22 protein-coding genes are annotated in these 26,157 nt (G+C 49.5%); 11 read left to right on the plus strand and 11 right to left on the minus strand.

The window, feature by feature from the left end:
- Positions 1-8 precede the first annotated feature (8 nt).
- Genes DEU29_RS07720 through mgtE form a run of 6 tightly spaced genes read left to right on the plus strand, consistent with a single transcriptional unit; the run spans position 9 to position 4,755 of the window.
- Positions 9-1,475 (plus strand): RNA polymerase factor sigma-54, encoded by a 1,467-nt coding sequence (locus DEU29_RS07720; protein WP_133539770.1) that lies wholly within the window; start codon positions 9-11, stop codon positions 1,473-1,475.
- A 28-nt stretch (positions 1,476-1,503) separates the two neighbouring features.
- Positions 1,504-1,791: a ribosome hibernation promoting factor gene (gene hpf / locus DEU29_RS07725; protein ID WP_133539772.1), complete on the plus strand. Its 288-nt coding sequence runs from the start codon at positions 1,504-1,506 to the stop codon at positions 1,789-1,791.
- 2 nt (positions 1,792-1,793) lie between these two features.
- Entirely contained in the window at positions 1,794-2,264 is a 471-nt protein-coding gene (ptsN, locus tag DEU29_RS07730; protein WP_133539774.1) for a PTS IIA-like nitrogen regulatory protein PtsN, read from the plus strand.
- On the plus strand, positions 2,255-3,100 hold the full coding sequence (rapZ, locus tag DEU29_RS07735) for an RNase adapter RapZ (RefSeq protein ID WP_133539776.1): 846 nt from the start codon (positions 2,255-2,257) through the stop codon (positions 3,098-3,100). Before ptsN ends, rapZ begins: the two co-directional genes overlap by 10 nt.
- Before the next feature lie 12 nt (positions 3,101-3,112).
- Positions 3,113-3,388, plus strand: coding sequence for an HPr family phosphocarrier protein (locus DEU29_RS07740; RefSeq protein ID WP_133539778.1), 276 nt, complete (start codon positions 3,113-3,115; stop codon positions 3,386-3,388).
- Positions 3,389-3,390: 2 nt separating this feature from the next.
- Positions 3,391-4,755: a magnesium transporter gene (gene mgtE / locus DEU29_RS07745; RefSeq protein WP_133539780.1), complete on the plus strand. Its 1,365-nt coding sequence runs from the start codon at positions 3,391-3,393 to the stop codon at positions 4,753-4,755.
- A gap of 12 nt (positions 4,756-4,767) precedes the next feature.
- Here the strand turns inward: mgtE and pmbA are convergent, their stop codons facing one another.
- Positions 4,768-6,114, minus strand: a complete 1,347-nt coding sequence (gene pmbA / locus DEU29_RS07750; RefSeq protein ID WP_133539782.1) for a metalloprotease PmbA — start codon at positions 6,112-6,114, stop codon at positions 4,768-4,770.
- Between the two features lie 65 nt (positions 6,115-6,179).
- Between pmbA and yjgA the strand changes: the two genes are divergently transcribed.
- On the plus strand, positions 6,180-6,701 hold the full coding sequence (gene yjgA / locus DEU29_RS07755) for a ribosome biogenesis factor YjgA (protein WP_133539784.1): 522 nt from the start codon (positions 6,180-6,182) through the stop codon (positions 6,699-6,701).
- Between the two features lie 18 nt (positions 6,702-6,719).
- Here the strand turns inward: yjgA and tldD are convergent, their stop codons facing one another.
- The 10 genes from tldD to DEU29_RS07805 form a co-directional block, all read right to left on the minus strand.
- Positions 6,720-8,165, minus strand: a complete 1,446-nt coding sequence (gene tldD / locus DEU29_RS07760) for a metalloprotease TldD (RefSeq protein ID WP_133539786.1) — start codon at positions 8,163-8,165, stop codon at positions 6,720-6,722.
- A gap of 12 nt (positions 8,166-8,177) precedes the next feature.
- Entirely contained in the window at positions 8,178-9,017 is an 840-nt protein-coding gene (locus tag DEU29_RS07765; RefSeq protein WP_133539788.1) for a carbon-nitrogen hydrolase family protein, read from the minus strand.
- Positions 8,977-12,858, minus strand: a complete 3,882-nt coding sequence (locus DEU29_RS07770; protein WP_133539790.1) for a YhdP family protein — start codon at positions 12,856-12,858, stop codon at positions 8,977-8,979. The genes DEU29_RS07765 and DEU29_RS07770 overlap by 41 nt, the downstream gene beginning before the upstream one ends.
- 5 nt (positions 12,859-12,863) lie before the next feature.
- Positions 12,864-14,330 carry a ribonuclease G gene (gene rng, locus DEU29_RS07775; RefSeq protein ID WP_133539792.1) on the minus strand — a complete coding sequence of 489 codons (1,467 nt, stop codon included), beginning with the start codon at positions 14,328-14,330 and terminating at the stop codon, positions 12,864-12,866.
- A complete protein-coding gene (locus DEU29_RS07780) occupies positions 14,327-14,938 on the minus strand; it encodes a Maf family protein (RefSeq protein WP_133539794.1) in 612 nt (203 codons plus the stop codon). Before DEU29_RS07780 ends, rng begins: the two co-directional genes overlap by 4 nt.
- A complete protein-coding gene (mreD, locus tag DEU29_RS07785) occupies positions 14,939-15,418 on the minus strand; it encodes a rod shape-determining protein MreD (RefSeq protein WP_133539796.1) in 480 nt (159 codons plus the stop codon).
- A complete protein-coding gene (gene mreC, locus DEU29_RS07790) occupies positions 15,411-16,271 on the minus strand; it encodes a rod shape-determining protein MreC (protein ID WP_133539798.1) in 861 nt (286 codons plus the stop codon). Before mreC ends, mreD begins: the two co-directional genes overlap by 8 nt.
- A gap of 30 nt (positions 16,272-16,301) precedes the next feature.
- Positions 16,302-17,345: a rod shape-determining protein gene (locus tag DEU29_RS07795; RefSeq protein WP_133539800.1), complete on the minus strand. Its 1,044-nt coding sequence runs from the start codon at positions 17,343-17,345 to the stop codon at positions 16,302-16,304.
- 62 nt (positions 17,346-17,407) lie between these two features.
- On the minus strand, positions 17,408-19,279 hold the full coding sequence (locus DEU29_RS07800; RefSeq protein WP_133539801.1) for a formylglycine-generating enzyme family protein: 1,872 nt from the start codon (positions 19,277-19,279) through the stop codon (positions 17,408-17,410).
- Positions 19,280-19,465: 186 nt separating this feature from the next.
- Positions 19,466-19,975: a hypothetical protein gene (locus DEU29_RS07805; RefSeq protein ID WP_133539802.1), complete on the minus strand. Its 510-nt coding sequence runs from the start codon at positions 19,973-19,975 to the stop codon at positions 19,466-19,468.
- A 136-nt stretch (positions 19,976-20,111) separates the two neighbouring features.
- On the opposite strand from DEU29_RS07805, the gene DEU29_RS07810 reads away from it, so the two are divergent.
- The 4 genes from DEU29_RS07810 to DEU29_RS07825 are packed head-to-tail and all read left to right on the plus strand — an operon-like array spanning position 20,112 to position 26,079.
- Positions 20,112-20,639: a type IV pilus modification PilV family protein gene (locus tag DEU29_RS07810; RefSeq protein WP_133539803.1), complete on the plus strand. Its 528-nt coding sequence runs from the start codon at positions 20,112-20,114 to the stop codon at positions 20,637-20,639.
- Positions 20,639-21,466, plus strand: coding sequence for a type II secretion system protein (locus DEU29_RS07815; RefSeq protein ID WP_133539804.1), 828 nt, complete (start codon positions 20,639-20,641; stop codon positions 21,464-21,466). The genes DEU29_RS07810 and DEU29_RS07815 overlap by 1 nt, the downstream gene beginning before the upstream one ends.
- A 28-nt stretch (positions 21,467-21,494) precedes the next feature.
- A complete protein-coding gene (locus DEU29_RS07820; protein WP_133539805.1) occupies positions 21,495-21,953 on the plus strand; it encodes a pilus assembly PilX family protein in 459 nt (152 codons plus the stop codon).
- Positions 21,940-26,079, plus strand: a complete 4,140-nt coding sequence (locus tag DEU29_RS07825; RefSeq protein ID WP_166635894.1) for a DUF6701 domain-containing protein — start codon at positions 21,940-21,942, stop codon at positions 26,077-26,079. The genes DEU29_RS07820 and DEU29_RS07825 overlap by 14 nt, the downstream gene beginning before the upstream one ends.
- The last annotated feature ends 78 nt before the right edge of the window (positions 26,080-26,157 follow it).

A 26,157-nucleotide genomic window follows, 5' to 3' on the forward strand; every position in this document is an offset into this window, starting at 1 on the left:
CCTAACGTATGCGACAAAGTCTTCAGCTAAAAATGGGTCAGCAATTAACCATGACCCCACAGTTACAACAAGCAATTCGCTTGTTGCAACTGTCATCGCTTGATTTGCAGCAGGAGATCCAGGAAGCACTCGATAGCAACCCACTGCTGGACGTCGAATCGGATATCTCAGATGGCGGCGCAGATGGTGAGGCACATAACGCGTCATCACGCGACCGTGACGATAGCCAACAAGAAACCTCCGACGTATTAAAAAAAGACCAGTTGCCTGATGACCTGCCGGTCGACAGCAGCTGGGATGATACCTATACCTCGTCCACGCCAGCATCGATGACCAGCGGCAGCGGAAAAAGCTACGACGGCGAAATGGACGTGTACCAGGGCGAAACCAGCGAAACACTGCAGGATCATTTACTGTGGCAAATGCAGCTGTCGCACTTCAGCGATGAAGACACCGCCATTGCCGAAGCAATCATCGAATCTATTAATGATAATGGTTATCTCACCTCAAGTATCGACGAGCTAGTTGACGCGGTCGGTCTTGATGAGGTTGGCCAGGAAGAAATCTGTATGGTGCTTAAACGCATACAGCATTTTGACCCCGTGGGCGTCGGTGCGCGCGACGTTGCTGAGTGTTTAACTATACAGTTGCAGCAACTAGTAGAACAAAGCCCGTTAAGAACACAAACGATAGAGCTCGTTCAGCAACACATGGAATTACTCGGCAACCGTGATTACCGCACGATTATGCGCAAAATGCGCCTGTCCGAGGCAGAGCTAAAAGCTTGTATGCAGTTAATCCAACAGTTACATCCTCACCCCGGCGAACAAGTGGCGCAAAAACCGGTGGAGTACGTTATTCCGGATGTGTCTGTGGTAAAAAAACAAGGCCGCTGGGTGGTCGAATTAAATCCTGACAGCGTACCTAAATTAAAGGTTAATGAAGAATACGCGGCGCTTAGCAAAGCGGCCAAATCCGAGGCTGACTGCAACTACATAAAATCGCATACCCAGGAGGCGCGCTGGTTTATTAAAAGTCTGGAAAGTCGCAACGATACCCTACTTAAAGTTGCAAACTGTATCGTGCAGCGCCAGCAAGGCTTTTTCGAGTACGGCGAAGAGGCTATGAAGCCCATGGTTCTTAACGATGTCGCCGAAGCAGTAGAGATGCATGAGAGTACAATTTCGCGGGTGACGACACAGAAGTATTTGCATAGCCCCCGCGGTGTTTTTGAGTTGAAATATTTTTTCTCCAGTCACGTCAACACAGAGGCAGGAGGTGAGTGTTCAAGTACTGCTATTCGTGCTTTAATTAAGAAGTTAGTGGCGGCAGAAAATCGCGCCAAACCATTGAGTGACAGTAAAATTGCTGAACTCATTGCGGAGCAGGGAATCAAAGTGGCAAGGAGGACCATTGCAAAGTATCGGGAGTCGCTTAACATCGCGTCCTCGAGCCAACGCAAGAGTCTGCTTTAAATCGTGTAGCTATAAGAAGGAAGACGTTATGCAAATAAATTTGACCGGTCATCACATTGATATTACTGACGCACTGCGTGACTATGTAGATACTAAGTTCGCTAAGTTAGAGCGACATTTCGACCACATTAACAATGTGCACGTCATCCTTAAGGTTGAGAAAACGGATCAAATCGCCGAAGCGAATTTGCACGTTAACGGCGGCGAAATTTTTGCCGACGCCAAACACGAAGATATGTATGCGGCAATTGATGGCTTAATTGATAAGCTCGATCGCCAGGTTATTAAACACAAAGAGAAACTCAAAAAGCATTAATCATGCAACTGTCTGAACTATTAAGCCCCGACTGCACCAAGTGTGCAGTCGAGGGTGCCAGCAAAAAGCGTTTACTCGAGGCGATTAGCCAAATTGCGGCCCCAAAATTGGTTGGCATTACTCGCCACGATATTTTCGAAAGCTTGTTGAATCGGGAGCGTTTAGGCAGTACCGGAATTGGGCTGGGTATTGCCATTCCTCACGGTCGGCTTGCCAATGCCACACAACCTGTCGCTGTGTTACTAACCTTAGAAAAACCTATCGAATTCGATGCCATTGACAATCAGCCCGTGGATATTATTTTTGCCTTACTGGTGCCTGAATCAGAGCACGAAAACCACCTACAAACGCTTGCCGCGGTTGCCCGCCGTATGAACGATAAAGTCTGTACTCGCGCGCTACGACAAGCCGAATCCGACAAAGATCTCTATGACATCTTTGTTGACGAGAGTAACGACGGATCATGCAGCTAATCATTGTTAGTGGCCGTTCGGGCTCAGGCAAAACCATTGCACTAAGGGTGCTTGAAGATTTAGGTTACTATTGCGTTGATAATTTGCCGATTGCGCTGCTGCCAACCCTGGTGCATGCCGTAATGGCTCAGTATGACCGCATAGCTATTAGCATTGATGTTCGTAACCTGCCCGAAAATTCCGAAGAGCTGCTAGAGTCGCTCGACTTTTTACCCTCTGACGTTGAGCCGGAAATTCTGTTTATTGACGCGGATGATCAAACACTACTGCAACGCTTCGGCGAAACACGTCGCTTGCATCCGCTGTCGCAAAAGGAGCTACCGCTAACTGACGCTCTGCAGCTTGAACACAAAGTGCTTGAGCCAATTATGGAGCGTGCCACCTGGCGTATCGACAGCAGTAATTTGTCGTTACATCAGTTAAGTGAGCAGGTAACTGAAAGGGTCTTAGGCAAAGCCGAGAAAAAACTAATTATCGTATTTCAGTCGTTTGGCTTTAAATACGGTTTACCCAAAGACGCTGACTTTGTATTTGACGCCCGTATTTTGCCAAATCCTCATTGGCAACCCGAGCTCAAATTGTTATCAGGACTGGACGAAGACGTACAACATTACTTTCGGCAACAACCGTTGGTGGCGAAATACATCCATCAAGTCGAAAACTTCCTTGCCACTTGGATTCCGCATTTTCAGCGCAGTAATCGCAGCTATTTAACCATCGCAACAGGCTGCACCGGCGGGCAGCATCGCTCGGTCTATATCACCGAGCAATTGGCTGATCGATTTAAACAAACAGCGATAAATGTTCAGGTTCGACACCGCGAAACCAAAAAATAGCACAGGTGAGCTATGACAATACATTGTAAAACCCTGATTATTCGTAATAAACTTGGGTTGCATGCACGAGCCGCCACCAAACTCGCACAATTAACACAACGTTTTGACGCGACCATCACCGTAGAACAAGATGGCCAGAAGGTGGATGCTGCCAGCGTTATGTGCCTGATGCTATTAGCCGGCAAACAAGGCAAAGAGGTAGAGGTATGCGCCGACGGCGAGGATGCGGAAGCCGCCCTGGCTGCCATTACCGGACTATTTGAACAGCGCTTTGAGGAAGAACAATAACCATGATCGCCGAGCTGTCCGATAAAGAATATGCCATGCAGCGTATTCAGGAGGTTAATGCTGCCTTAGCGGACGGTATGTACGTGGCTGCGCGGCGTATGCTGCACAATATGCCAGCCTGCGACGTGGCATTACTGCTGGAGTCTTCACCGCCGAAGAACCGGGCGATAGTCTGGAAACTGGTTGATGTTGACGAACACGGTGAAATTCTAGAAGAACTATCTGAAGAAGTTCAGAAGTCGATAATCCGGCAGATGGCCCCGGAGCGACTGGCTGCAGCAACCGAGGGCATGGATACCGATGACCTTGCCTATGTTCTGCGAGGCCTGCCCGACCAGGTTTATCAAGAAGTACTAAAATCAATGGACGAGCGCGACCGCGAACGCGCCGAGACCGCGCTCTCGTATGATGAAGATAGTGCCGGCGGTATTATGAATACCGACACTATCACAGTTCGTGCGGACGTTACCGTTGATGTTGTATTGCGTTATTTACGCCTTAAAGGCGAACTGCCGGAAGCGACTGACATGCTTTATGTCGCCGATCGCAACGACAAACTGATCGGTGAAATTTCGCTTGCCCGATTGGTTACCGTCGATCCCAGTCGGCTGGTCAGCGATATCATGTCGGCGGATGTCGTTAGTGTCCCGGTTGATATGGACGAAACCGAAGTCGCCAAATTATTCGAGCGCTTTGACTGGGTATCAGCACCTGTAGTTGATTCCGAACAACAACTTGTTGGTCGTATTACCATTGATGACGTGGTCGATATTATCCGCGAAGAGGCTCAACACTCGATGCTGAGCATGGCGGGTTTAGAAGATGATGAAGACACCTTTGCCCCAGTTCTGAAAAGTACTCGCCGCCGCACCGTATGGTTAGCGATTAATTTGGTAACGGCTTTACTGGCCGCCATGGTCAGCTCGCTGTTCGAAGACATTCTTGCGCAAATGGCCGTACTAGCCATTCTTAACACCATTGTGCCAAGCATGGGCGGTATTGCCGGTAGCCAGACGTTAACGCTGGTCATTCGCGGTATGGCATTGGGTCATATCGGCACCAGCAACTCGCGCTGGCTGATCGGTAAAGAACTTGCAATAGGTGCCCTAAACGGCGTCATTTGGTCTATTTTGATTGCCGCTGTGGTAGCACTATGGATGCAAAGCTGGCTGGTGGGGGCAATTATTGCGTTTGCAATGATGGCCAACCTACTGGCAGCAGCGCTCGCAGGTGTTACTGTGCCGATGATTTTGAAGAAGTTCGACATTGATCCGGCGCTGGCAGGCGGTGTTATCCTGACAACAGTCACCGACGTGGTGGGCATTTTTGCCTTCCTTGGCACAGCAACCCTGTTACTTTCGGCTTAGGCTATTAGTGAACTAAACACCAGCAATACGAAGCTCATCTAATAATACTGACCCCGTGTGTAACGCGTGACGTTTATCAACATCGCCACCAATTTCGACGATATTCGCCAGCATGTCTTTGAGATTACCGGCGATGGTTATCTCTTCCACCGGGTACTGAATTTCGCCGTTTTCGACCCAGAAGCCACCGGCACCACGCGAATAGTCACCGTTAACCAGGTTAACCCCCTGCCCCATGAGTTCAGTTACCAGTAATCCGGTACCCATTTGCTGGCACAACTGCTGCAGGGTCTTATCTGAGTGCGTCATGCGCCAATTATGAATACCACCCGCATGACCGGTTGGCTGGCGGTTAAGTTTGCGCGCCGCATAGCTAGTCAGTAAGTAGGTCTGTAGTACGCCGTCCTTAATAATATCGCGCGCCTGCGTCGCTAAGCCCTCATTGTCGAAGGGACTGCTGGCTAAACCGCCAACAATCAGTGGATCTTCGTGAATAGTCAGCCATTCCGGCAGAATTTGAGTATCTAGTGCATCCAGTAAAAAGCTCGACTTGCGATAAAGGTTGCCACCACTAATCGCGGCCACTAAATGGCCGAACAGACTACCGGCGACATCAGCCCTAAAAATGACCGGTACTTTCGCGGTATCAATTTTACGTGCACCCAACCGCGACAACGTCTCACTGGCCGCATCCTCAGCGACTTTTTCGGCTTGCTCCAGCTCATCGGTTTTACGCGCCACGGTATAACTCATGTCGCGCTGCATCTTGCCATCTTGCTCGGCAATTAGCACACAGCCTAAATTATGCCGTGACTGCAAATAACCGCCCAGAAAGCCATGACTATTGCCATACACTTTAAATCCGGTATGTGAGCCGTACTGCGCACCATCAGAATTAACAATACGCTTATCCAGTGATAACGCGTGGCGCTCGCAACGCAGTGCCTGTTCAATGGCATATTCCGGACTTTGGTCGCCCGGATGACATAAATCCAGTTCCGGAATCTCGCTTGCCATTAACGCTTGCGCTGCGAGCCCGTTAAATTCATCAGCCGATGTGTGCTTAGCAATTTCACAGGCTTTTTTTACTGCTGCATGAATTGCCTCAGAAGACAAATCAGTGGTCGACGCTGAACCTTTTTGGTGATCTCGATAGACTGAAATGCCCAAAGCACCGTCTTGATTAAATTCGACGGTTTCGACTTCGCCCATACGAGTACCGACGGAAATTCCGCTACTTTTACTAATTGAGCACTCAGCACTGGTCGCGCCCAACTTGCCTGCAATAGCTAATGCCTCTGCTACGGCATCTTCGACCTGTTGCATCTGTTGTTGCAACTCTGCGCGTTGTAATTTCAAAAAGCACTCCTTAAACCGCAAAAACTGTTAAAATAACCGCTTAATTACTTGTAAGACGATAAACTATGACAGCACCTGATAACGATACTGATTACACCAGCGATGATGACCAGCACATCAGCAAGTCGCAAATTAAACGCGAAGCTGAAGCGCTGCAAAAGCTCGGTACTGATTTAATTAAGCTAACCGACACTCAACTTAAGCAAATACCGTTGGACGACGAATTGCGTGACGCCATTTTGCTGGCCCGCCGTATTCAGAAAAAGCACGAAGGCTTTCGCCGTCAATTACAATTTATCGGTAAACTCATGCGCCAGCGTGATCCCGCTCCTGTTCAAGCCGCACTTGATGATCTCAACGGTCGACATCAAAAAGAAGTAGCCGAATTCCATGAGATAGAGCAGTGGCGTGACCGAATCGTTCAAGAGGGCGCAGTGGCCATTGACGAATTTTGTCAGCAATATCCGCAAGCCAGCCGCGACGAATTGTTAAGCCTGCACGGCGAACACCTACAACAGCAGGAGCATAACAAACCGCCGATGGCGTCACGCCGGGTTTTCGTCATATTGCGTAAGATCATGCGCTAGCTGTTGTTCACTTACGCTTTACTCAGTACCGCCCACGGTCATGGCATCAAGCTTTAACGTGGGCTGTCCAACCCCGACCGGCACGCTCTGCCCATCTTTGCCACACACACCAACGCCCTCGTCTAAGGCCAGATCATTACCGACCATAGACACCTGCGACATCGCTTCCGGGCCATTACCAATCAAGGTAGCGCCCTTAACCGGCGTGGTGATTTTACCGTCTTCAATCAAATAAGCTTCGGATGCTGAAAACACAAACTGCCCGGAGGTGATATCCACCTGTCCACCAGCAAAATGAGGCGCATAAATACCACGTTTAACGCTGGCGATAATTTCTTCCGGCTGGTGTTCGCCGGCCAGCATGTAGGTATTGGTCATGCGCGGCATTGGCAAATGCGCATAGCTCTCGCGTCGGCCATTCCCGGTTACCGGCATTCCCATCAGGCGAGCATTCATTTTGTCCTGCATATACCCTTTTAGCACGCCCTTTTCGATCAGCACGTTGTAGCCACTTTCAGTGCCTTCGTCATCAATACTCATCGAGCCACGGCGGTCACCCAGGGTTCCGTCATCGACTATGGTGCATAGCTCCGAGGCAACTTTTTCACCTATTTTACCGGAGTACGCAGACGACCCTTTGCGATTAAAATCTCCTTCCAGTCCATGTCCCACAGCCTCGTGCAACAAGACTCCGGGCCAGCCTGAACCCAGCACCACCGGCATCGTCCCGGCCGGGGCAGGAATCGCCTCCAGATTAACCAACGCCTGGCGTACCGCTTCTTCAGCGAAGGTCTGCCATCGGGGCTTACCATCAACCAATAGAAAGTAGTCGTATCCAACACGGGCGCCACCGCCGGCTGTACCGCGTTCGCGGCGACCATTATGTTCGGCAATCACGCTACAGTTTAGCCGCACTAACGGTCGCGTATCGGCCGCCAGAGTACCGTCAGTAGCAGCCACTGCAACATCATCAAAGCTCGCTGCCAGGCTTACCACCACTTGTGACACACGGGCATCTTGAGCCCGCGCATGGGCATCAACTTGTTTCAATAACGCTATTTTGTCGCCCTCGGTCATCGACGACAACGGATTAATTGCTTGATAGCGCGCAGTAACCTGTTTGGATTGCAGCGGTTTAGCTACTTTACTTTGACCCTGTCGGGATATACCTCGGGCAGCCTCGCATGTCCGCTTCAGCGCCGATAAGGTAATTTCATCAGCGTAGGCAAAGCCGGTTTTTTCGCCCTGAACGGCGCGCACACCCATCCCTGTCTCGATGTGGTACGCACCATCTTTTATTATTCCGTCCTCCAAAACCCAAGATTCATTGACGCTATTCTGAAGGTAGATGTCGGCGAAATCGATATCGCCGCTATAGAGTGTGGCAAGCGCTTGTTGCAACGCTTGTTCATCAATATCCCACTCGCTTAACCATGTTAGTGGCGATTGACTGTGTTGTGTCATGAAACCTCTTTGTTACTTCTTTAGCGAAACATCGATACGGCTTTGTTCCGCAACGGGCATCTGTTGCCGAATTTGGGTTACCGCGTCGCCGTTGTAGTCAGCACTTATCACTCCCTCGCCATCTGCTTGTTCGGCAATGATCTCGCCCCAGGCATTAACGATAATTGAATGGCCATAGGTGCGACGACCATTCTCATGCTCTCCGACCTGACCGGGAGCCACCATATAAACCTGCTGCTCGATAGCCCGCGAGCGAACTAATGTGTGCCAGTGCGCACGCCCGGTGACTTGGGTGAACGCGGACGGTAACACGATGATCTCAGCGCCAGCCTGGCGCAACGCTTTAAATAACTCAGGAAAGCGCACATCATAACATACCGCCAAGCCCACCACAGCAAAGCCACAATCGATGGTTACAATCGAATTGCCCGGCTGGGTCCATTTAGACTCGCGGTATTGTTTTGTGTTGTCTGCAACATCGACATCAAATAAATGAATCTTGTCGTAACGGCCTAAACGCTCACCGTCGGGTCCGTATGCCAGACAGGCTGCGGCAAAGCGCTTGCCCTCATCAGCACCACTACCTTGCAGGGGGATAGTCCCGGCAATCAAGGTAATTTGATGCTTTTTCGCGATAGCAGCCAATCGCTCCTGCACAGGGCCTTGTCCATCCGGTTCCGCCATCGCTAATTGCGCTTTGTCACCGGCACCAAAACAACTGAATGCCTCAGGTAAAACGACCAACTGAGGCCGGTTTTTAGGTAAGTCAGCCGCAAGTGCTTCTACTTTTGCCAGATTTTGCTCCGGCGTTTTAAGGCTGGTTAGCTGGATTGCCGTTAGAACGGGATGCATCGTTGCCCTCCTCAAGCTGCTGGCTTTGCGGCTCTGATTCTAGTTGCGGAATATCAACAGGTCGACTATCACGCTCAACCTCAGTTACCTGTGGGTTGTCGATAGTACCAGTGACTTGATAACGCAACTGTGAAATAACTTCTGCGTCCTGTAACACCTTATCAATCAACAAGGCGGCAAGTCCACTGGGCGGGTTAACCATCCACGCCAGAATCACCGGCAAACTGGAGGTCACTTTTGGTGCATAGGTTAATTGATAATCTAATGCGTTGGTTACCAGGTTAGTAGTGCCGGTAATCTCCATGTTACCGGCAGAGCCCAGTAGTTGGGTATCGTTGGTGGTTGCAATGCCATTGGCTAGCTGCACGCTCCCGCTGAGCTCGGTATAAAACATGCCTTGCGAAAAGATGTCACGAAAATCGAGGGTTAGCTTGCGTAAAATGCCGTCTAAGCTCAACAGCGAAAACAATCGCGCACCGCCGTCACTTACCTCGGCGAGGTAGCCTTGCCCTAGTTCCCACTGCATCGAGCCGCCCAAGCTGGTGAAGTCAATTTGATGCGGATGGCCCTGCCAATTTAAGCCAAACTCAAGCGTTGCGGAACTGTCTCGTATGGCCGTTTCTAAACCGTATTCACGCAGCAGATCACCAAAATCTTCACTTTGTAAGTTACCACTGATTTGCGTTACCGGGTTACCGTCAGCAACCAGCCAATAACCGGACGCTTGTAAGCTTGAATTGTTACTTTGGGTGGAAAACTTAGATAACTCGATACCACCGCTTATAGGCCGGACTTCTGCATTAAGATCAACAAAACTTTTATCATCAAGTTTACAGGTCTTGCAGTGAATATCGATTGCCGGCAGCCGTTTAACCCACTGCCACTGAGCTTCTTTTTCGCGCAGATTATTAGTCGAGTTGACGCCCAGCGACGATGACAACTGGATAAAGTCGGCATTTACCACGATGGGCTGTTGCAGAAAATCTTCGGGTATCGCTACGTCTAATGCCAAATCGTTGGCAAAGACACGGCCAAACCACTGCTGATTACTCGGCCAGACCTCTAACTCGGCATCGACAAATGTTTGCCCGGCCCAGTTTAATTGTGGCGTGCTTGCAAGAATGTAGTCAGGTGTAAACGACGGCCCTGAATTTGTCGACTCACCATTCTGATTCTGCTGTAAGAAATAAACTAAATCATACCACTCACCGACATTGAGCTGCGGTAACTGGGCGGATATCACAAATGCATCACTGCGTTGCGCAAGTTTGGCTTTTTGTTGAGTGGGTTCCTTGCCTATAACTAACTGCGCAGATTGCCATTGTTCACTACCGGGCTGCCAACGGCTGTTCCAGCTTAAACGATCAGCGACGTTAGCATTTAGCCGCAGCTGCTGGTCATTGCCGCTCAAATTAATCGCTAATTGCCAGTTTTCGCCAAACTCCTTAGCCAATGGCTGCGGTAAATTTGACTGAAGGCCGGTTAAATCATATTGCGAACGCCATTGCGATTTAATGGTATCGCCCAAGGTTAGTTGCAACTGACCACTGCCATTGACCGCACCGTAAAAATACTTTTGCCAGCCCTGGCTGGGTAATGCATCCAATAAAGGTTCAACTTGCCAGTCGAGCGACGTATCTACGGTAAGTAAGTAGTCACTGCCACCGCTACTGCCGACAACTTCAGTGGTAATCGGCATGCCATACCATTCCAGCACGAGTTCTTCGCTTTGCACTTGTGCATTATGAATGACCAGTTCACCTTCTCGGGCGGTGAATGTCTGATCTATCGCCGCCACATAAAACGATTGGTCGGTTAGGTCAGTGGTAACCCTGACATCGACTTCACGCGAACCATCAAATGGAATATCTAAACTAAACTGACCAGCAACACGGCTTCGAGGTTGCACCTGGCGTAAGGTTTCAGCCACGGATGTTAACGGCGAAGCAGAAAAAACAGGCTCTATACTAGCAGCAGGCCCGCTCACCGAACTGGTTAACTGCAGCCCGCTAGACGCGTTGGTTAGTTCCGGGATGCTGGCGGATACTTCATCGATCTGAACATCCATGAGCTTGCCGCCATCGGTGAACATAAACAAACCCGTTTGATAAAAGTCGAGTCGAATCGGCGTCTGCTGCAATGCCGGCCACTCTGGCCGGAAGCGATAGTCTAACCCAGCAAAATCTACTCGAGCATTAAACACGCCATTCATATCTGCATCAGGAAACTCGTTGACTGGTCCCCGCCAAACCGCTTCCAGTCCGGCAATTACGCCTCCCTGAAGAGCCTCGGTTAAATAATTCTTTACGCCCCGTCCCATAACAGAAGGTAACAGTTGTCGTGCCGTAGCAACCGAGAACTCAGACTGGCTGCTTACCTTTAACTCGATCTGTGGTGCCTCATTGGTGGCTAAATCACTCCCACCACCAAGCAATCGTCCGGATAGCGCCAGCGGCATGTCCTCATAGGTAATTTGTCCTTGTTGCAGACTCGTCTGCCACTGTTCGCCCTGTCGTTGCCAGTGACCATTTAATCGCAGATCATCAAAGTCCCAGGGCTGCTCCGCTAATGCCGTGTTTTCTAACTGCAATGAGTCAGCGGCAACCAACCAAGTACCGAACTGCGCATTTTTCCCTTGTATAGTTAACGAAAGCGGTGAAAAGGCCGCGCTGCCGTCCTCATTCGACTTTGCTAAATCATCACTGTGAACCTGCCAATAGGCATCACCTACGGCATCGCGCTGCAGCCACACATCCATGCTGCCGGCAAGCCCTGCCAGCGAAGTACTTAAACTGTCGTCTTGCAACGGCAAGGCGCTCAATAATTTTGGTATGGGTAGCTTTTTAGCACTCAGTTGCTGTAAATTCGGCTGACTTTGCCAGCTAATTAGTGGCAAGTTGATTGGCTGTTGATTAATCTCTACGGTCAACGGTTTTACATTTAACAGCCAGCCCTGCTGTTGTGGTTCGATAGCAACAGTACCTTTGGCAATATGCAAGGCAATATCGCGCTCGTTTACTCTAGCCGTCACCTGATTATCACGCAGTTGTAACAAGCCACTGGAGATATCTCCGTCCACCAGCGTCAGCCAACTGGTAAAATTGACATTCGACTGGGTAATATCGACTCGGGTTAGTTGTTGCTCCAGCCAGGGACTGATATCGATCTGCCGTGAATCGACATAGATCTGTCCATCCACTGTACTAAGTTGGTTACCTTCCAGCTGGATAATAAAATCGAGGCTATTGCGGGTAAAATCACGCACCCTAAACTGACCGACGCCCTGATGTCGATTCCCCTGGTTCAGCCAGGATAATTTTTCGATAACTACTGAGCGGCGATTACCCGCCAGGTTGATGACATTGAGTTCGCTGTCAGTTAACGAAAACCTCTCCAGCTGTTGCAAAAACAGGCTCTCAAAGCGCGTAAAGCTGACGGGTTGGTCGCTATCAGACTGCAGTGAGCGTAAATCGATAGCAATAGTTGCCTGGTTAAGAATAAACTCCTGAGCCACCAACTGTCGTTGCAGCAACGACTGCCAGAAATCCAGTACCACCGATATCTCATCGACCTGGAATTGTACCGGCGCATCCTCGCCGGATTTTAGCGTTACGCCGGTTACATCAAGGGCGGGTCCCTGACGGTGCCAGGACATAGCAAGGGTTTCTATCTCAATGGGCTGTTGCAGACGTTGTTCTAACTCTGCCTCAACTTGCGCGGAAACATCGGGAATATGCGGCAATGCGTAGCGCATCACACTCATTAAAACCGCCGCCAGCACTAATAAAAGGGCTAGCGACAACCACAATTTATTTAACAGCCACAGCAACCCTTTACTCATTGACACTACATCATCACCACATCAAATTGCTCTTGGTTATAGAGCGTTTCGGTTTGTATGGTTATTTGACGCGAAACAAACAGTTCAAGTTCAGCCAGAGCGTGAGATTCTTCGTTTAACAACGCCTCACTGACGGCAGCAGATGCGTACACCACAAACTTATCCGCTTCGTAAGCCTTATGCACACGGACAATCTCACGCATAATTTCGTAGCAAACTGTTTCCACGGTTTTCATCGAGCCACGTCCCCGGCAAACCGGGCACTCACCACACAGCACGTGTTCCAGACTTTCGCGTGTGCGTTTGCGTGTCATTTCGACCAGGCCCAGGGTGGTAAAGCCATTAATGGAAGTTTTTGCGCGATCTTTGGCCAACGCCTGTTCCAGACTGTGCAGGACACGCCGTTTGTGTTCGTCATTTTGCATATCGATAAAATCGATAATAATGATGCCACCGAGGTTGCGCAGCCTGAGTTGCCGGGCAATGGCCTGAGTTGCTTCGATATTGGTATTAAAGATGGTTTCCTCGAGATTACGATGGCCCACGAACGCCCCCGTGTTAATGTCGATGGTCGTCATCGCCTCGGTTTGATCAATAATTAACGAACCACCGGACTTGAGATCGACGCGTCGGTCCAGCGCTCGTTGAATTTCGTTCTCGATATCAAACAAATCAAAGATGGGTCGATCACCGGTGTAATACTCCAGCACCGGCCCAAGTTCAGGAATAAAATCGTCAGTAAAGGTTTTTAACTGTTCCAGCGTCGTCCGTGAATCAACCCGAATGCGCTCAATTTCTTCGCCAACGAAATCACGTAATACCCGACAGCATAAATTCAGGTCTTCGTATAACACCCCGACCTTACGCTGACTCTTTTTGCGTTTTTTTATTTGCTGCCACAGCCGCGTTAAAAACTCTGCGTCGCCTTTTAAGGCGCCTTCCTCAGTGCCCTCTGCTGCTGTGCGAACAATGAAGTAACCATCTTCAGTACTTAAGCTTTCCGCCAACTGCTTCAAGCGCTCGCGCTCTTCACTATCATCAATACGTTGCGACACACCGACGTGTGAGCTTTGTGGCATAAATACCAGATAACGAGAGGGCAAGGTGATATCCGTGGTCAGCCGCGCACCCTTAGTGCCTAACGGATCTTTAACCACTTGCACCATAATATGCTGACCCTGATGCACCAGCGAGGTAATATTCGGCTCGGGTCGTTCGTGACGCTCAATGGTGTCACCGTCGATACTGGTAACAATATCAGAGGCGTGCAGGAATGCAGCTTTGTCTAATCCAATATCAACAAATGCCGCCTGCATGCCCGGTAAAACGCGTGATATTTTACCCATGTAAATATTACCTACCAGGCCACGCTTTACCTGCCGCTCGATGTGCACTTCCTGCAAAATACCGTTTTCGACCAAAACCACGCGGCTCTCGGTTGGCGTTACGTTCATTAATACTTCAACACTCATCGTAAACTCTCCAGCCACTGGCGACCCTGTTGAATCAGTTGCCCAGTCTCATACAACGGCAACCCCACTACGGCAGTATAGCTACCACTTATCGAACGAACAAAACGCGCTGCGCCGCCCTGTATTGCATAGCCACCGGCTTTGTCAGCGGGTTCCCCCGTAGCCCAGTAATCTTGCATTTGTTGTGCGGTAATCTCACCCATAGTGACATCCGTAACCAGCTCCAGCACCTGCTGCCAGCGCTTACCATTATCAGCAATAGCCACGACCGCCACCGCCGTTCTCACCTGATGAGTTCCGTTAGCAAGCTGTGTCAGCATCTGCGTAGAATGCAGCTGGTCACGGGGCTTTTCCATCACTTGCCCCTGACAGTCAATGAGGGTGTCACTGCCAATGATTAAGGCAGGCCCCTCAATCGTTTCTGCCACAGCCAGCGCTTTATCCAATGCCAGTCGTTTAACGTAGTCCGACGGTGCTTCCTGCGCTTGCTGTTGCTCCTCGATGGTCGAGGGAATTACCTGAAAGTCGTTGTCTAATTGTTTTAGTAGCTCAGCCCTGCGCGGCGACGCAGACGCCAGTATCAGCCTGGGGGCAATTGCATGCGTCATTTAAGCCACCCCGAAATTACGTCTGATTTTGCGTAATAACGGAAACAGCCACAGCCAGAATAACGCGGAAGTCAACGCCGGCCAAAAATAACTGCCGGTAAATTCAGCATCGTGAATAAAGACATTAGCCTGAAATACAATCATGCGCTTAAGCAGGATAAGAAAAGCAATCAGTAGTGCCTGTTGCGGCAATGAGAAGTTCCTGAAACGCTGAAAATGTCGCGCTGCAAAGTAGGTTACGACCACCATACCCAGCGCATGAACACCAAGTACAGAACCCAGTAAAATGTCACTGAGAATACCCAATACCAGCGCCGTGCCCATGTTCACGCGATGAGGTAGCGCCAATACCCAATACAACAATACCAGGGTTACCCAGTCGGGCCGAAACGTATCAAACGCAGTTGGCATCGGCATGATCATCAACACCAGTGCGACCAGGTACGTCAGGATTAGCGTTAACGTGCCATGCTTAACCATCTGACGGCTCCTCGTAAATCGGCTGTTGCTGATCGTTACTGCGCCACAATAACAGCACATTGCGCACGCGGTCTAAAGGCGAAATCGGGTCAGCCTGTACTTGCGCAAAGGGTAACGACTCATCTTGCACAATCTCACTGATAGTAGCAACCGGATAGCCTTCGGGATAAACACCTCCTAACCCTGAAGAAACTAACAAGTCACCTTCTTTTAGCGTGGTACTGTGAGGAACAAACATTAATTGAAGCCTTCCGATATCACCGGTACCCTGGGCTAATACACGTGTATCATTGCGCTCTGAGCGCAACGGAATGGCATGGCTTTGGTCTGAAATCAGCAACACACGGGCAGTATTACTCCCGACATCCTGAACCTGGCCGATGATACCCTGGTCATCCAGCACCGCCTGACCTTCATAAACCCCGTTTAGCGTCCCCTTATTGATCACCAGTTGTTGGCTAAACGGTTCTGATGCTACCGCTATCACCTCAGCAACCATGCGCCGATTAGGAATACGCTGCTCCGAGCCTAACAACTCACGTAACCGTTTGTTTTCGTTGGAGATAAATTGAAATTGCTGTAACTGCCCCTGCAACTCAAGCAACTGCTGTTTGAGTTGCGCATTTTCTTCGCTTAGGGCTTCCTGGCTTTTTACACTTTCGGAGAAGTTATCCAGAATTTGCTCAGGCAAAATGGCTAAATACTGAACCGGCGTCACCAGCGAGTTTAGAAACAAACGAACCGGCTGCATCGCTTGCAGGCGATGGTCAATGAAGATCAATAAAAACGAACAGGCTAGTGCAAGCACTAGCCTGGATAATAGTGATGGGCCGCGAACGAATAAGGTTTTCATTTTGGCGCTAGGTCACCTCGCGGTTGCGTTTTACTCGTAACTAAAAAGGTCACCGCCGTGCATATCGATCATTTCTAATGCTTTACCGCCACCGCGTGCAACACAGGTCAGTGGATCATCAGCAATAATGACCGGAATACCGGTTTCTTCCATCAGCAAGCGGTCCAGATCTTTAAGTAACGCGCCACCCCCGGTTAACACCATGCCACGCTCTGAAATGTCCGAGGCCAGCTCCGGCGGCGATTGTTCAAGCGCTACCATAACCGCACTGACGATACCCATTAACGGCTCTTGCAGCGCTTCCAATATTTCGTTGCTGTTTAAGGTAAACGAACGTGGCACGCCTTCGGCAAGGTTACGTCCGCGTACTTCAATCTCTTTTAGCTCTTCACCCGGGAACGCTGAGCCAATTTCATGTTTGATACGCTCTGCGGTAGCATCGCCAATCAGGGCGCCAAAGTTACGACGTACGTAATTGATAATGGCTTCATCAAACTTATCACCACCGATGCGTACCGAAGACGAGTAAACGACACCGTTTAACGAGATAATGGCAACTTCGGTGGTGCCCCCACCAATATCAACCACCATCGAGCCAGTCGCTTCAGAAACCGGTAAGCCTGCACCAATAGCTGCTGCCATAGGTTCGTCGATTAGGTAAACTTCACGTGCTCCGGCACCAAGCGCAGATTCGCGAATTGCCCGACGCTCGACTTGGGTCGAACCGCAAGGCACACAAACCAACACGCGCGGACTCGGGCGGAAGTAATGGCTATCGTGAACTTGTTTGATAAAAAATTGCAGCATTTTTTCGCAGACATAAAAGTCTGCGATAACACCGTCTTTCATTGGCCTAATGGCTTTTATATTACCCGGTGTACGCCCCAACATTTGCTTTGCGGCAGCACCCACAGCGGCGATCGCTTTGGGCCCACCCGAGCGCTCCTGACGGATCGCAACGACTGAAGGCTCGTTCAGAACGATGCCTTCGTCTTTTACGTAAATAAGTGTGTTGGCGGTACCTAAATCGATCGATAGGTCATTCGAAAAAATGCCGCGAATTTTCTTAAACATGAAGCGGTAAATCCCTACTTAAAAAGCTAAAAACTGCAATAAATGATAGCACGAGTTAGTACTTACTGCGCCCTTACTACACGAAACCCAATATAATTAGAGCTGAAGTCGGCAGGAAGTTCCATCCGCGTCGACACCCGCGCTAAACTCGGTGCAAAATTCCATGCGCCGCCACGAACCACTGAGCTCTGTTCTGAGGTCGTCCATTCCCAGACGTTACCCACGGTATCAAACAAACCCCAGGGATTACGCTGAAAGCTACCAACTGGCGCGGTACGTTGATTTGACCAGTCCGAGCCACAATTACGGCAATTGGCTTTACCAAAGCCTACGTCATTACCCCACCAGAAATCAGTTTCGGTACCGGCACGAGCAGCGTATTCCCACTGTGCTTCGGTAGGCAAGTTATAATCAAAGCCACTTTTTTGTGTTAACCACTGCGTATAAGCTTGCGCATCATTAAGGCTTACACAGACAACAGGAGAGGTCTCGCTCTGCGAAAACCCGGGGTTACGCCAGTTCAGGCTGTCATTGAATTTCGGCATGCCGTTTTGTAACACAGCGCAACTACCGTTCTTTTCCGCTTCGGTCACATAGGCCGTGTCATTAACAAATTTACGAAAGTCAGTTACCGTGATTTCGGTGTCGGTAATACCAAATGGACGCGCAATAGACTCGGTCGTTGCCGGCCGTTCATTGGCCATACCGTTACCGGTCAGGTCACCCATTTTAAAATTGCCCGATGGCATAACCACCAGCTCAGGCCCGCGTACATCGCGGAATAAAATATCCTGAATTTTCTCGCCGCGAGTAAATGAATACTCTGACTTTTCGAGCTCCGCACGAATCACCTGTGCGTCTTTCAGGTTAAGCGTTTGGTTAAAGGCTGTGTAACCATATTTGATGATTTCGACTTCGTGTTCGCCGCCAGGTAACATCACCTCGATTGGCGTCGAGCCATAACTAACGCCGTCAATCATTACCTCGTCATCATAGACGTTAGAGCGAATTGTTAGAGGATGCATCACCGAGCTGTCGACCGGTTCATCAGTAGCCGGCTCATTCGACGCGGTACGCTTTACTGCACAATAGCGGACATCAATATCTAATAAGGTACAGGCCTGCGACTGAGGCAGCTGACCACGCAGTTCGACGCCCATTTTAACGCCATAATTACCTTGTCCACTAAAGCCATCGCTTACAGTCTTTGAGCCCAGAATTTGCACATTGGGACTAACGCGCTCAAGGTTGGTGCGGGCTAACTCTGACTCAGATAAATCAGCTAACGTCTGGTCAAGGTATTGCTTTGATGCTTTTTGCTTAGCCAGTAACTTGCCACGAGTTTCACATTGGCTGAGAGTTTCTTCGCGGTCACAAACGATCGACTGGCTGACTTCCAGATCGCCAGTGCGGTTAAATTCTTCCTGCAAGCGCTCCACACGTGCTACGTTACGCTGATCTTTGAAGGTCTCGATTTCGTTCAACAGGCTGTGTTTACTGACACGCGCCTCTTCTACTTCCCGACTCTTTGCACTAACCAGCTGAACCTGTGTTTTTATGTCTTCTTTATTCTGCTGATGTGCCATGACCGCTTCTTTGTAAGCTTCCTGAGCGCCGGCAATATCGATGGACGGATCATCAACTAACTGTTGATACCGATTATTCATTTCTTCCAGCGCTACCTGGCGCTGCTGCTCGAGCTCACGGTTTCGCTCGCGCAAAGATTGAAGCTGTTCTCTTAGCTGCTGTTCTTCTCGCTGCAAGGTCGCCACAGTGTCAGAAAAGTTGTCATACTCTGTCTGCAATGTCGCAATTTGGTTTGATATTTCTTCGACAGACATCTGCGTCGCGTCTGACTCCTGCTGAGCCAATGCTGTCGAGGCGAATGTCAAAGTAGAGGCCATTATCACGGCCAGTCGAGCCAATCGCATCATGTTCCCATTCCAAGCTTGAAAATAACTCAGCGGCAGTTAGCTGTTGCTGCGTCCGCGCTATTGTTATTGTAGTTTTATTGAACGTTCGTCAACGTCGCGCATTTGTAATTACACCGCTTTATGCTATGTGCTTGTCAACGAAAGCGCAAGAGGGAATATCGTCGAAATGACGACAAAATAAGAGGATTATGGCAACGCTTGTGTATAACCTTGCTCATTTATCTGTATTTGCCGAGTTGTATCGCCCTGTATCAGTAGTGTCAGCGGTCCCCCTGCGCAAAGCGTTTCGGGCTGACTGCTGTCACTATAGGGGCAACCCATGCTATCAAAATTAATTCGAGACAGACCCGAGAATTCGACACTATCTTTGGTATCTATAGCAATGCAGTCGCCACGCTCTTCGCACAATGCGGCTGCATCAATATCACAAGGCGCACCTGGCTCAAGTTCGAACAGACCGACTTCTTTATTAGTTACACACACACTGTATAGATTTTCCGCAGCAGTATCCTGCATCGCCCGCTGTTGTTGCAGCCGCAATAAACTCATCACCTGCCCCTGATATGCAGCAACATCGACGCCACTGCGGCCGCCGATCAGTGGGTAGGCACTCACCGCTAAAATTCCCACCACAACAATGATGATAATAAACTCAACTATGGTAAAACCGCGTGCTTTTATGACAGAACCAGGCATTGGTATGACTTACCTCAGCATTTAGGGGGTACATATTTGGACGATCAGCATGTTAATCTGATTATTCTTGAACATTATATCAACAGCCAGTAAAAAAACAGTTAAACTCGGTATTAATAATTAGTTAGAGAACACTATGCACCAGCGCGGCTTTACGCTTATCGAGATTATAGTCGGAATCGTCACACTAGGCATTGCTTTGGTGGTGTTGTCGACCCTGCTGTTCCCGCAAGCCCCGCGCAGCGCTGGGCCCTTGCTGCAAGCGCGGGCTTCAGCGCTTGGGCAAATGTTTATCAATGAGGTTATGGGAAAGGCGTTTGACGAATCCAGCGATATGAGTGGTGGATATACTCGTTGCAGCGACTCGGGAACATGCACTGCACCCGGAGCTCTCGGCGCAGAAGAAGCAACACGAAGCAATTACGATGACGTGGATGATTTTAATGGCTTATCAACGCAAGCAGGTGACGAGATCGATGGCGTTCTTCTTCAGGGAGGCGTCAATGAGCGATTCCAAAACTTTAGCTTTGCTATCTCGGTAGCCTACTCCGATGGCAGCGCTCAAGTGCAGTCAACAGTCACAAGGTTTAAACGTGTAGACGTGACAATATCGGCACCTAATAGTCAAGAGTTCCACTTTACTGCCGTTAAGGGCGATTACTAATGGCTCAGTTACGCGCCAAAGGATTCACCTTAATTGAGCTTGTTATCGTCATTGTGCTTTTAGCAATTATCGGGACGTTCTCGTTTCGCTTTATTGGCCTTGGCGCCGACGTTTACCGTGATACCAGCGCTCGGGAACAATTAATTTCACAATCTCGTTTTGCACTTGAGCGCTTAAGTCGTGAGTTACGCAACGCACTGCCGTTAAGTGTTCGCGTATATGATAACAACCGCTGTATTCAATATGTTCCTATTTTAACCAGCGGGGAATATCTTGAGGTACCGACAACGGCTAACCCTGGCGACACGGTCACTGCCATTGCACCTTTGGAGCGCCGGACTCCACTCAGCCCATCGCAGCACTTGGTTATCTTCAATACACAAACGCCAGCAATTTACGATAACTCGGGACAACGCTACGTAATTGATGACCGACAAATTGATAGCAGCACGAACACTATCGAGTTTGAGTTATCAAGTAGTTCAGGTGCCAATATCGAATTTAATAACACCGGTCCCTCACGCCGCTTTTACGAAGTCAGCCCCCCAGTCAGTTGGTGCTATCTTCCGGAGAACGGCCAGTTACGCCGCTTCCAGTCAACAAGCTTCTCAGCGGCACCACCTGTAAATACTACCGTTAGCTCTGGGGCATTAATGGCAGCACAATTGGGCAACGAACAAACTACCCCTCCAACGCCTTTGTTTGAGGTTGATAATGTTGTACTTAGTCAAAACAATCTTGTTTTGATAAACATTGTTGTCACGCGCGATGCTGCTGGGGAGGAGTTAAATCTGCTATATGAGGTTCATATACCCAATGTACCCTGAGTCGAACCGCAAACTTACAGTAAACTCAATGCATCAGCAACGCGGTGCAGTGTTGGCGATGGCTATTTTTATAATCGTTGTTCTGAGTTTTGTCGGTGTTGCCGTCGTCAATATTTTAACCAGCTCATCTAAGGCCACTGTTAGTGAGGTTTATGGCGCTCGCGCACTATTTGCAGCACGGAGCGGTGCGGAAATATTTCTGGCAGATGAATTATTAGCTAACGCTGATAGCTTCATCGTTGACGACTGCGGAGCTCGCAACGAGGGTAGTGCTCCCAGCGATGTAGATGTTAACCCTTACCAGGTCGAATTTTCTGACTCCAACGGCAGTGGGCTATCGGATTGTCGCGCCGAGGTATACTGTGATCAGGTCACGACTCCCTTAAACAGTCTTCATGTGCGTGTCGAGTCCATAGGAAGTTGCGCAATTAGTGACAATGAGTATTCGCGTGTTTTATTGCTGGAGGCCAGTGATGCGGTACTTTAGTTGGTTTTTAAGCAGCTTAATTTTTATATCTATCGGTTCTTTCGCAGCCGATTACGGCACAAAAAACAATGATGCGCCTCCGGGTTGTAGTCAGCAGGGTAATGGCTCCGTAGAGTGCCCCAACGGTTTGACCCTGCAGTGGAATGATACCATTAGCGCGACCAAAGCCACGGTTATCAACATTACCGGTGATGCGGTGTTACAAAACGCACAAATCAGCGGCGGTATTACCATCAATGTTAGCGGGGGTAACCTCACAACCAACTCCGGTTTTGCGACCGATGGTGCGCTTAATGTCAGTGGTACCATAACCTTTGCTAATAACAATACCGTCGGCGGTACAATCTCTGCCGGCACCATCAACGCCTCCAGCGGCAGTAACAATAACTATCAATCAAGCGTTTCAGTCAGCAATAGTTATACCGGTGGCTCCAATACGACGATCAGCGGCAACCTATCAGGTGGTGACATCATCACTGCCAGCGGAACTACAATAAACGGAAGCGTAAGCGGTGATAATCTCACACTAAATTATCAGACAACGGTTACAGGCAACGTTTCAGGCACTTCCCTCTGGACTGACGCCCAAGCCGATATCGGCGGCAGCGTCCAGGCCGCAAGTGTGACCATAGGCTCTGGTAGTAATGTTACCGGCGCAATTAGTGGAACTAATTTTGTCCAGTTAGCGCCCAGTAACTCGACATTCTCGGGAGATGTCAGCTCAAACGGGGATGTGTTTGTCGGCAGCGGCAACAGTGTTACAGGCAATATATCGGGTAACAACATCACCACAGACAGCCCGGTAACTATTAACGGTAATATTAACGCAAGCGGCGATTTTGATTTAGGCAGTGGTAGTCAGGTTACCGGTGATGTCAACGCAAATAATGTCACTATCCGTGCCAGTAACGCCGAAGTCGACGGTACCGTTGTCGCATCCGGCGATATCGTCATCGGTAGCGGTTCAGGTGTAGAAGGCTCAGCATCGGGCGCCAGTATCGAAATGCAAGACTCCAACGCGTATATTACGGAAAACGCCTTTGCAGACTCGGTAATTGATATAGGTTGGGCCGGTTCTATCGGCGGTGATGCTACTGCACCCACCATTATTAACGACAGTGGCGACGAAAACGCCGTGGTCGGCGACCGCTACTGCGATGACTCAAATAGTAACGTCGACCCAAACGATGCCTTTGCCTGCGACACCGGTTCCGGGCCAACAGACCCCGGTGACGGCAGCGGTGGGGATAATACGGACTATACATTAAGCTGTGAGCAACTAGCTGAATTATCGCAATATGGCATTGTTGGCTCTAGCAGTTTTACTGCTGGTTCAGGGTCGGCAATCAATAATAATGACATTGAAGATGAGGAGGGAAACACGCCCACACCACAAGGGACTATCGATACTGTCGATTTGCCCTACCCGCCGCTTGACCCGTCTACTTTTCCGGCCTTTTCCGGCGGAGGTGATGTGACTAATGGGATAAATGTCGCTGCGGGCACCTACGACCTGGTTCGCATCTCCGGCAATAATGGCCAAACAACTTTTGCCGGCGGCACTTATTACATCGAAGAACTACGCTTCAGTACACAAAACAACTCAGCAACACTGGCTCCCGGGACCTACTATATTGGCGAAATAAATTTAGGTAATAATTCAACCATTAATATTTCACCCCAAGGTCTGGTCGAAATTTATGTAAGAGACGGCGTCAACGGCGGTAACGATATTTCGTTTAACAACAATGGGCGTACCCGAGATCTCATTGTTTACCTTTACGATAACGCCGACTTCGTTATTGGTAATTACTGCAACAGTGGTAATAATTGCCCCGAGTTTACTTTTAATGGCAGTATTTACAGCCCTTACGAAACGGTCGATATTGAGTTTGGGCAAAATACAAACTATAAAGGCAGTGCCTTAACCCAGGGAACCGTTGATTTTGGCAATAATACTGAAATAACGTATTCCGAGCAGGATCAACGTGACAGTCTAGAAGCGCAAGGTTGTGATCCGGCAATCTTGGACGACGACCCCGTTATAACAGTAAATCATTACCGATTGAGCTTTCCCGACTCAACAGTGAGCTGTTTAGCTGCAGCCGTTGACGTCCAAGCCTGCAGTAACGAACCCAGCGATTCTGATTGTGTCCCTATCATAGAAGCAGAGCCCAGCGTTACTCTTAATTCATCTAACGCCAACAGTTCTTGGACAAGCGGTACTTCCACCAATTTGACGCTGAGCGCTGGACAAGCCCAAGCCAACTTAACTCTGGTTGATAGCGGCACCAGCACGTTGTCCCTCAGCAATCCATCAATTGCGGCCAGCAACCCTTTTGTGTGCTACTCCAGTGGTGTTCAAAACAACAATTGTCAAATAGAGTTTAAACCCGCGGGCTTAATTATCACCGCGCTAGATGGTACTGGTGCGATTCCCACTCAGATTGCAGGGAGAAATTTTGATACCAAGATACGTGCCGTGGAAACCAATACTACAACAGGCGCTTGTCAGGCGGCGATATCCGGCCAGCAAACCGTAACTATGGGCGTAGAAGCGATCAACCCAACCGCTTTTGCCGACACTGACTATACGGTAAATGAGATTCCACTGCAGGCAATGAGTTTGGGAACGGTACCGACCGACAAAAGTAACATCACAACATCTCTCACCGTTAATTTTGATAGCAGCGGTGAAGCCGTTTTAGACAATTCATACGCAGATGTCGGCCGGTTGCGTTTGCATGCGTTTGTTCAACTGCCCGCAGCCCCCCCTAATCCGGCTTATCAGCTATCGGGAGCCAGTATCAATGATTTTGTCGTTAAGCCGTTTGCCTTAAATCTTGCGGCCAGAACTAGCGCGGGGCAAGAGTCCAACGGTGACGCAACAGGTTTTACGGCGGCCGCGGAGACGTTCGAGGTGACAGTACAAAGCCTTGCAGAAGGCGGTACGTTAACCAATAATTTTGGTAACGAAACGACCCCATACTCATTTGACTTCGACATCACCGCTGTCCAATTCCCAACCGGTGGTGATGGCATCAACTCCCTTAGTAAAGGAACTGCTGATCCGATTAACAATGGTCAAGCCAACTGGCAAAACGTCAGTTGGCCCGAAGTGGGTAATATCCTTTTACAACCAGGCTTTAGCAACGGCGCGCTAACTAACGACTACCTTGGTGCAGGGGACGCTGAATCCCGCGTAGCGAAAAACGTCGGCCGTTTTTACCCGCACCATTTCAAGGTAACGACTAGTGAACTGACTAATACCTGCGGGAATTTCAGCTATATGGGCCAGGCTGATATCGGTGTTGAATACACGATAGCAGCACGCAATGCTGATAATGTCACGACACAAAATTACGACAATAATAGTTTAAGTTACCCCACGGCTGAAGTTAGTGAGGGCGCCTACGTGTTACCTGACGGTGGAACTAACTACACCGATTTATCCGGCCGCTGGACGTCAACAGAAAGTGATACATGGATTTCTGGAGTGCTGGAACAATTAAGCGACAATGCTGCGCTTGAACGTTCAGGGTTAGAGCCAGATGGGCCTTACGATGCGTTGACCGTTGGTATTATGATCGCCAGCGGCAGTGAGCCCCATGATCGTGATTTTTTAGCAGCCGATAAAACCATTAATGGGTTGGCCGTGGCATTGGATGACACATTAAACGTGCGTTTTGGCCGTACCGTGCTGGAAAATATTTTTGGCCCTTCCACTACTGACCTTAATATCGTGCTGAGCAACCAATATTTTAACGATAATGAGCAGTTTGTCACCAATACCGACGATACCTGCTTCACCGTGGAGCACGACGGTAGTGCGCAGTCGACTTCCACCTTTGATGTAGCTAACGACGAAGTTATTACGACCGGCAATGCAACGCTTCAGCAAGGACAGTTGCCCCCCGGGAGCTTTTTGTTTATCGCCCCCGCAAACGAAGCACTCTATGATTTCTGCTACGCGACGGCAGATTACCTCACCTTTGACTGGGGCGAATTACCGAACTCGATAGACAGTGGTGGCGCCATCTGCACGGATAACGACCCGCGCGCAACCGCAAACTTTGGTTTATATCGAGGGAATGACCGCGTGATTTATTGGTTGGAGCGCTGGTGATTTTGTGAAAAAGTAGGTATCAACCTCAGCATCGAAACACGCTCGATGCTGAGGCTTCTTGGTGTCACTGAAACTTTA

The organism is Idiomarina aquatica (assembly GCF_004362895.1).
In the GTDB taxonomy this organism is placed as follows: domain Bacteria; phylum Pseudomonadota; class Gammaproteobacteria; order Enterobacterales; family Alteromonadaceae; genus Idiomarina.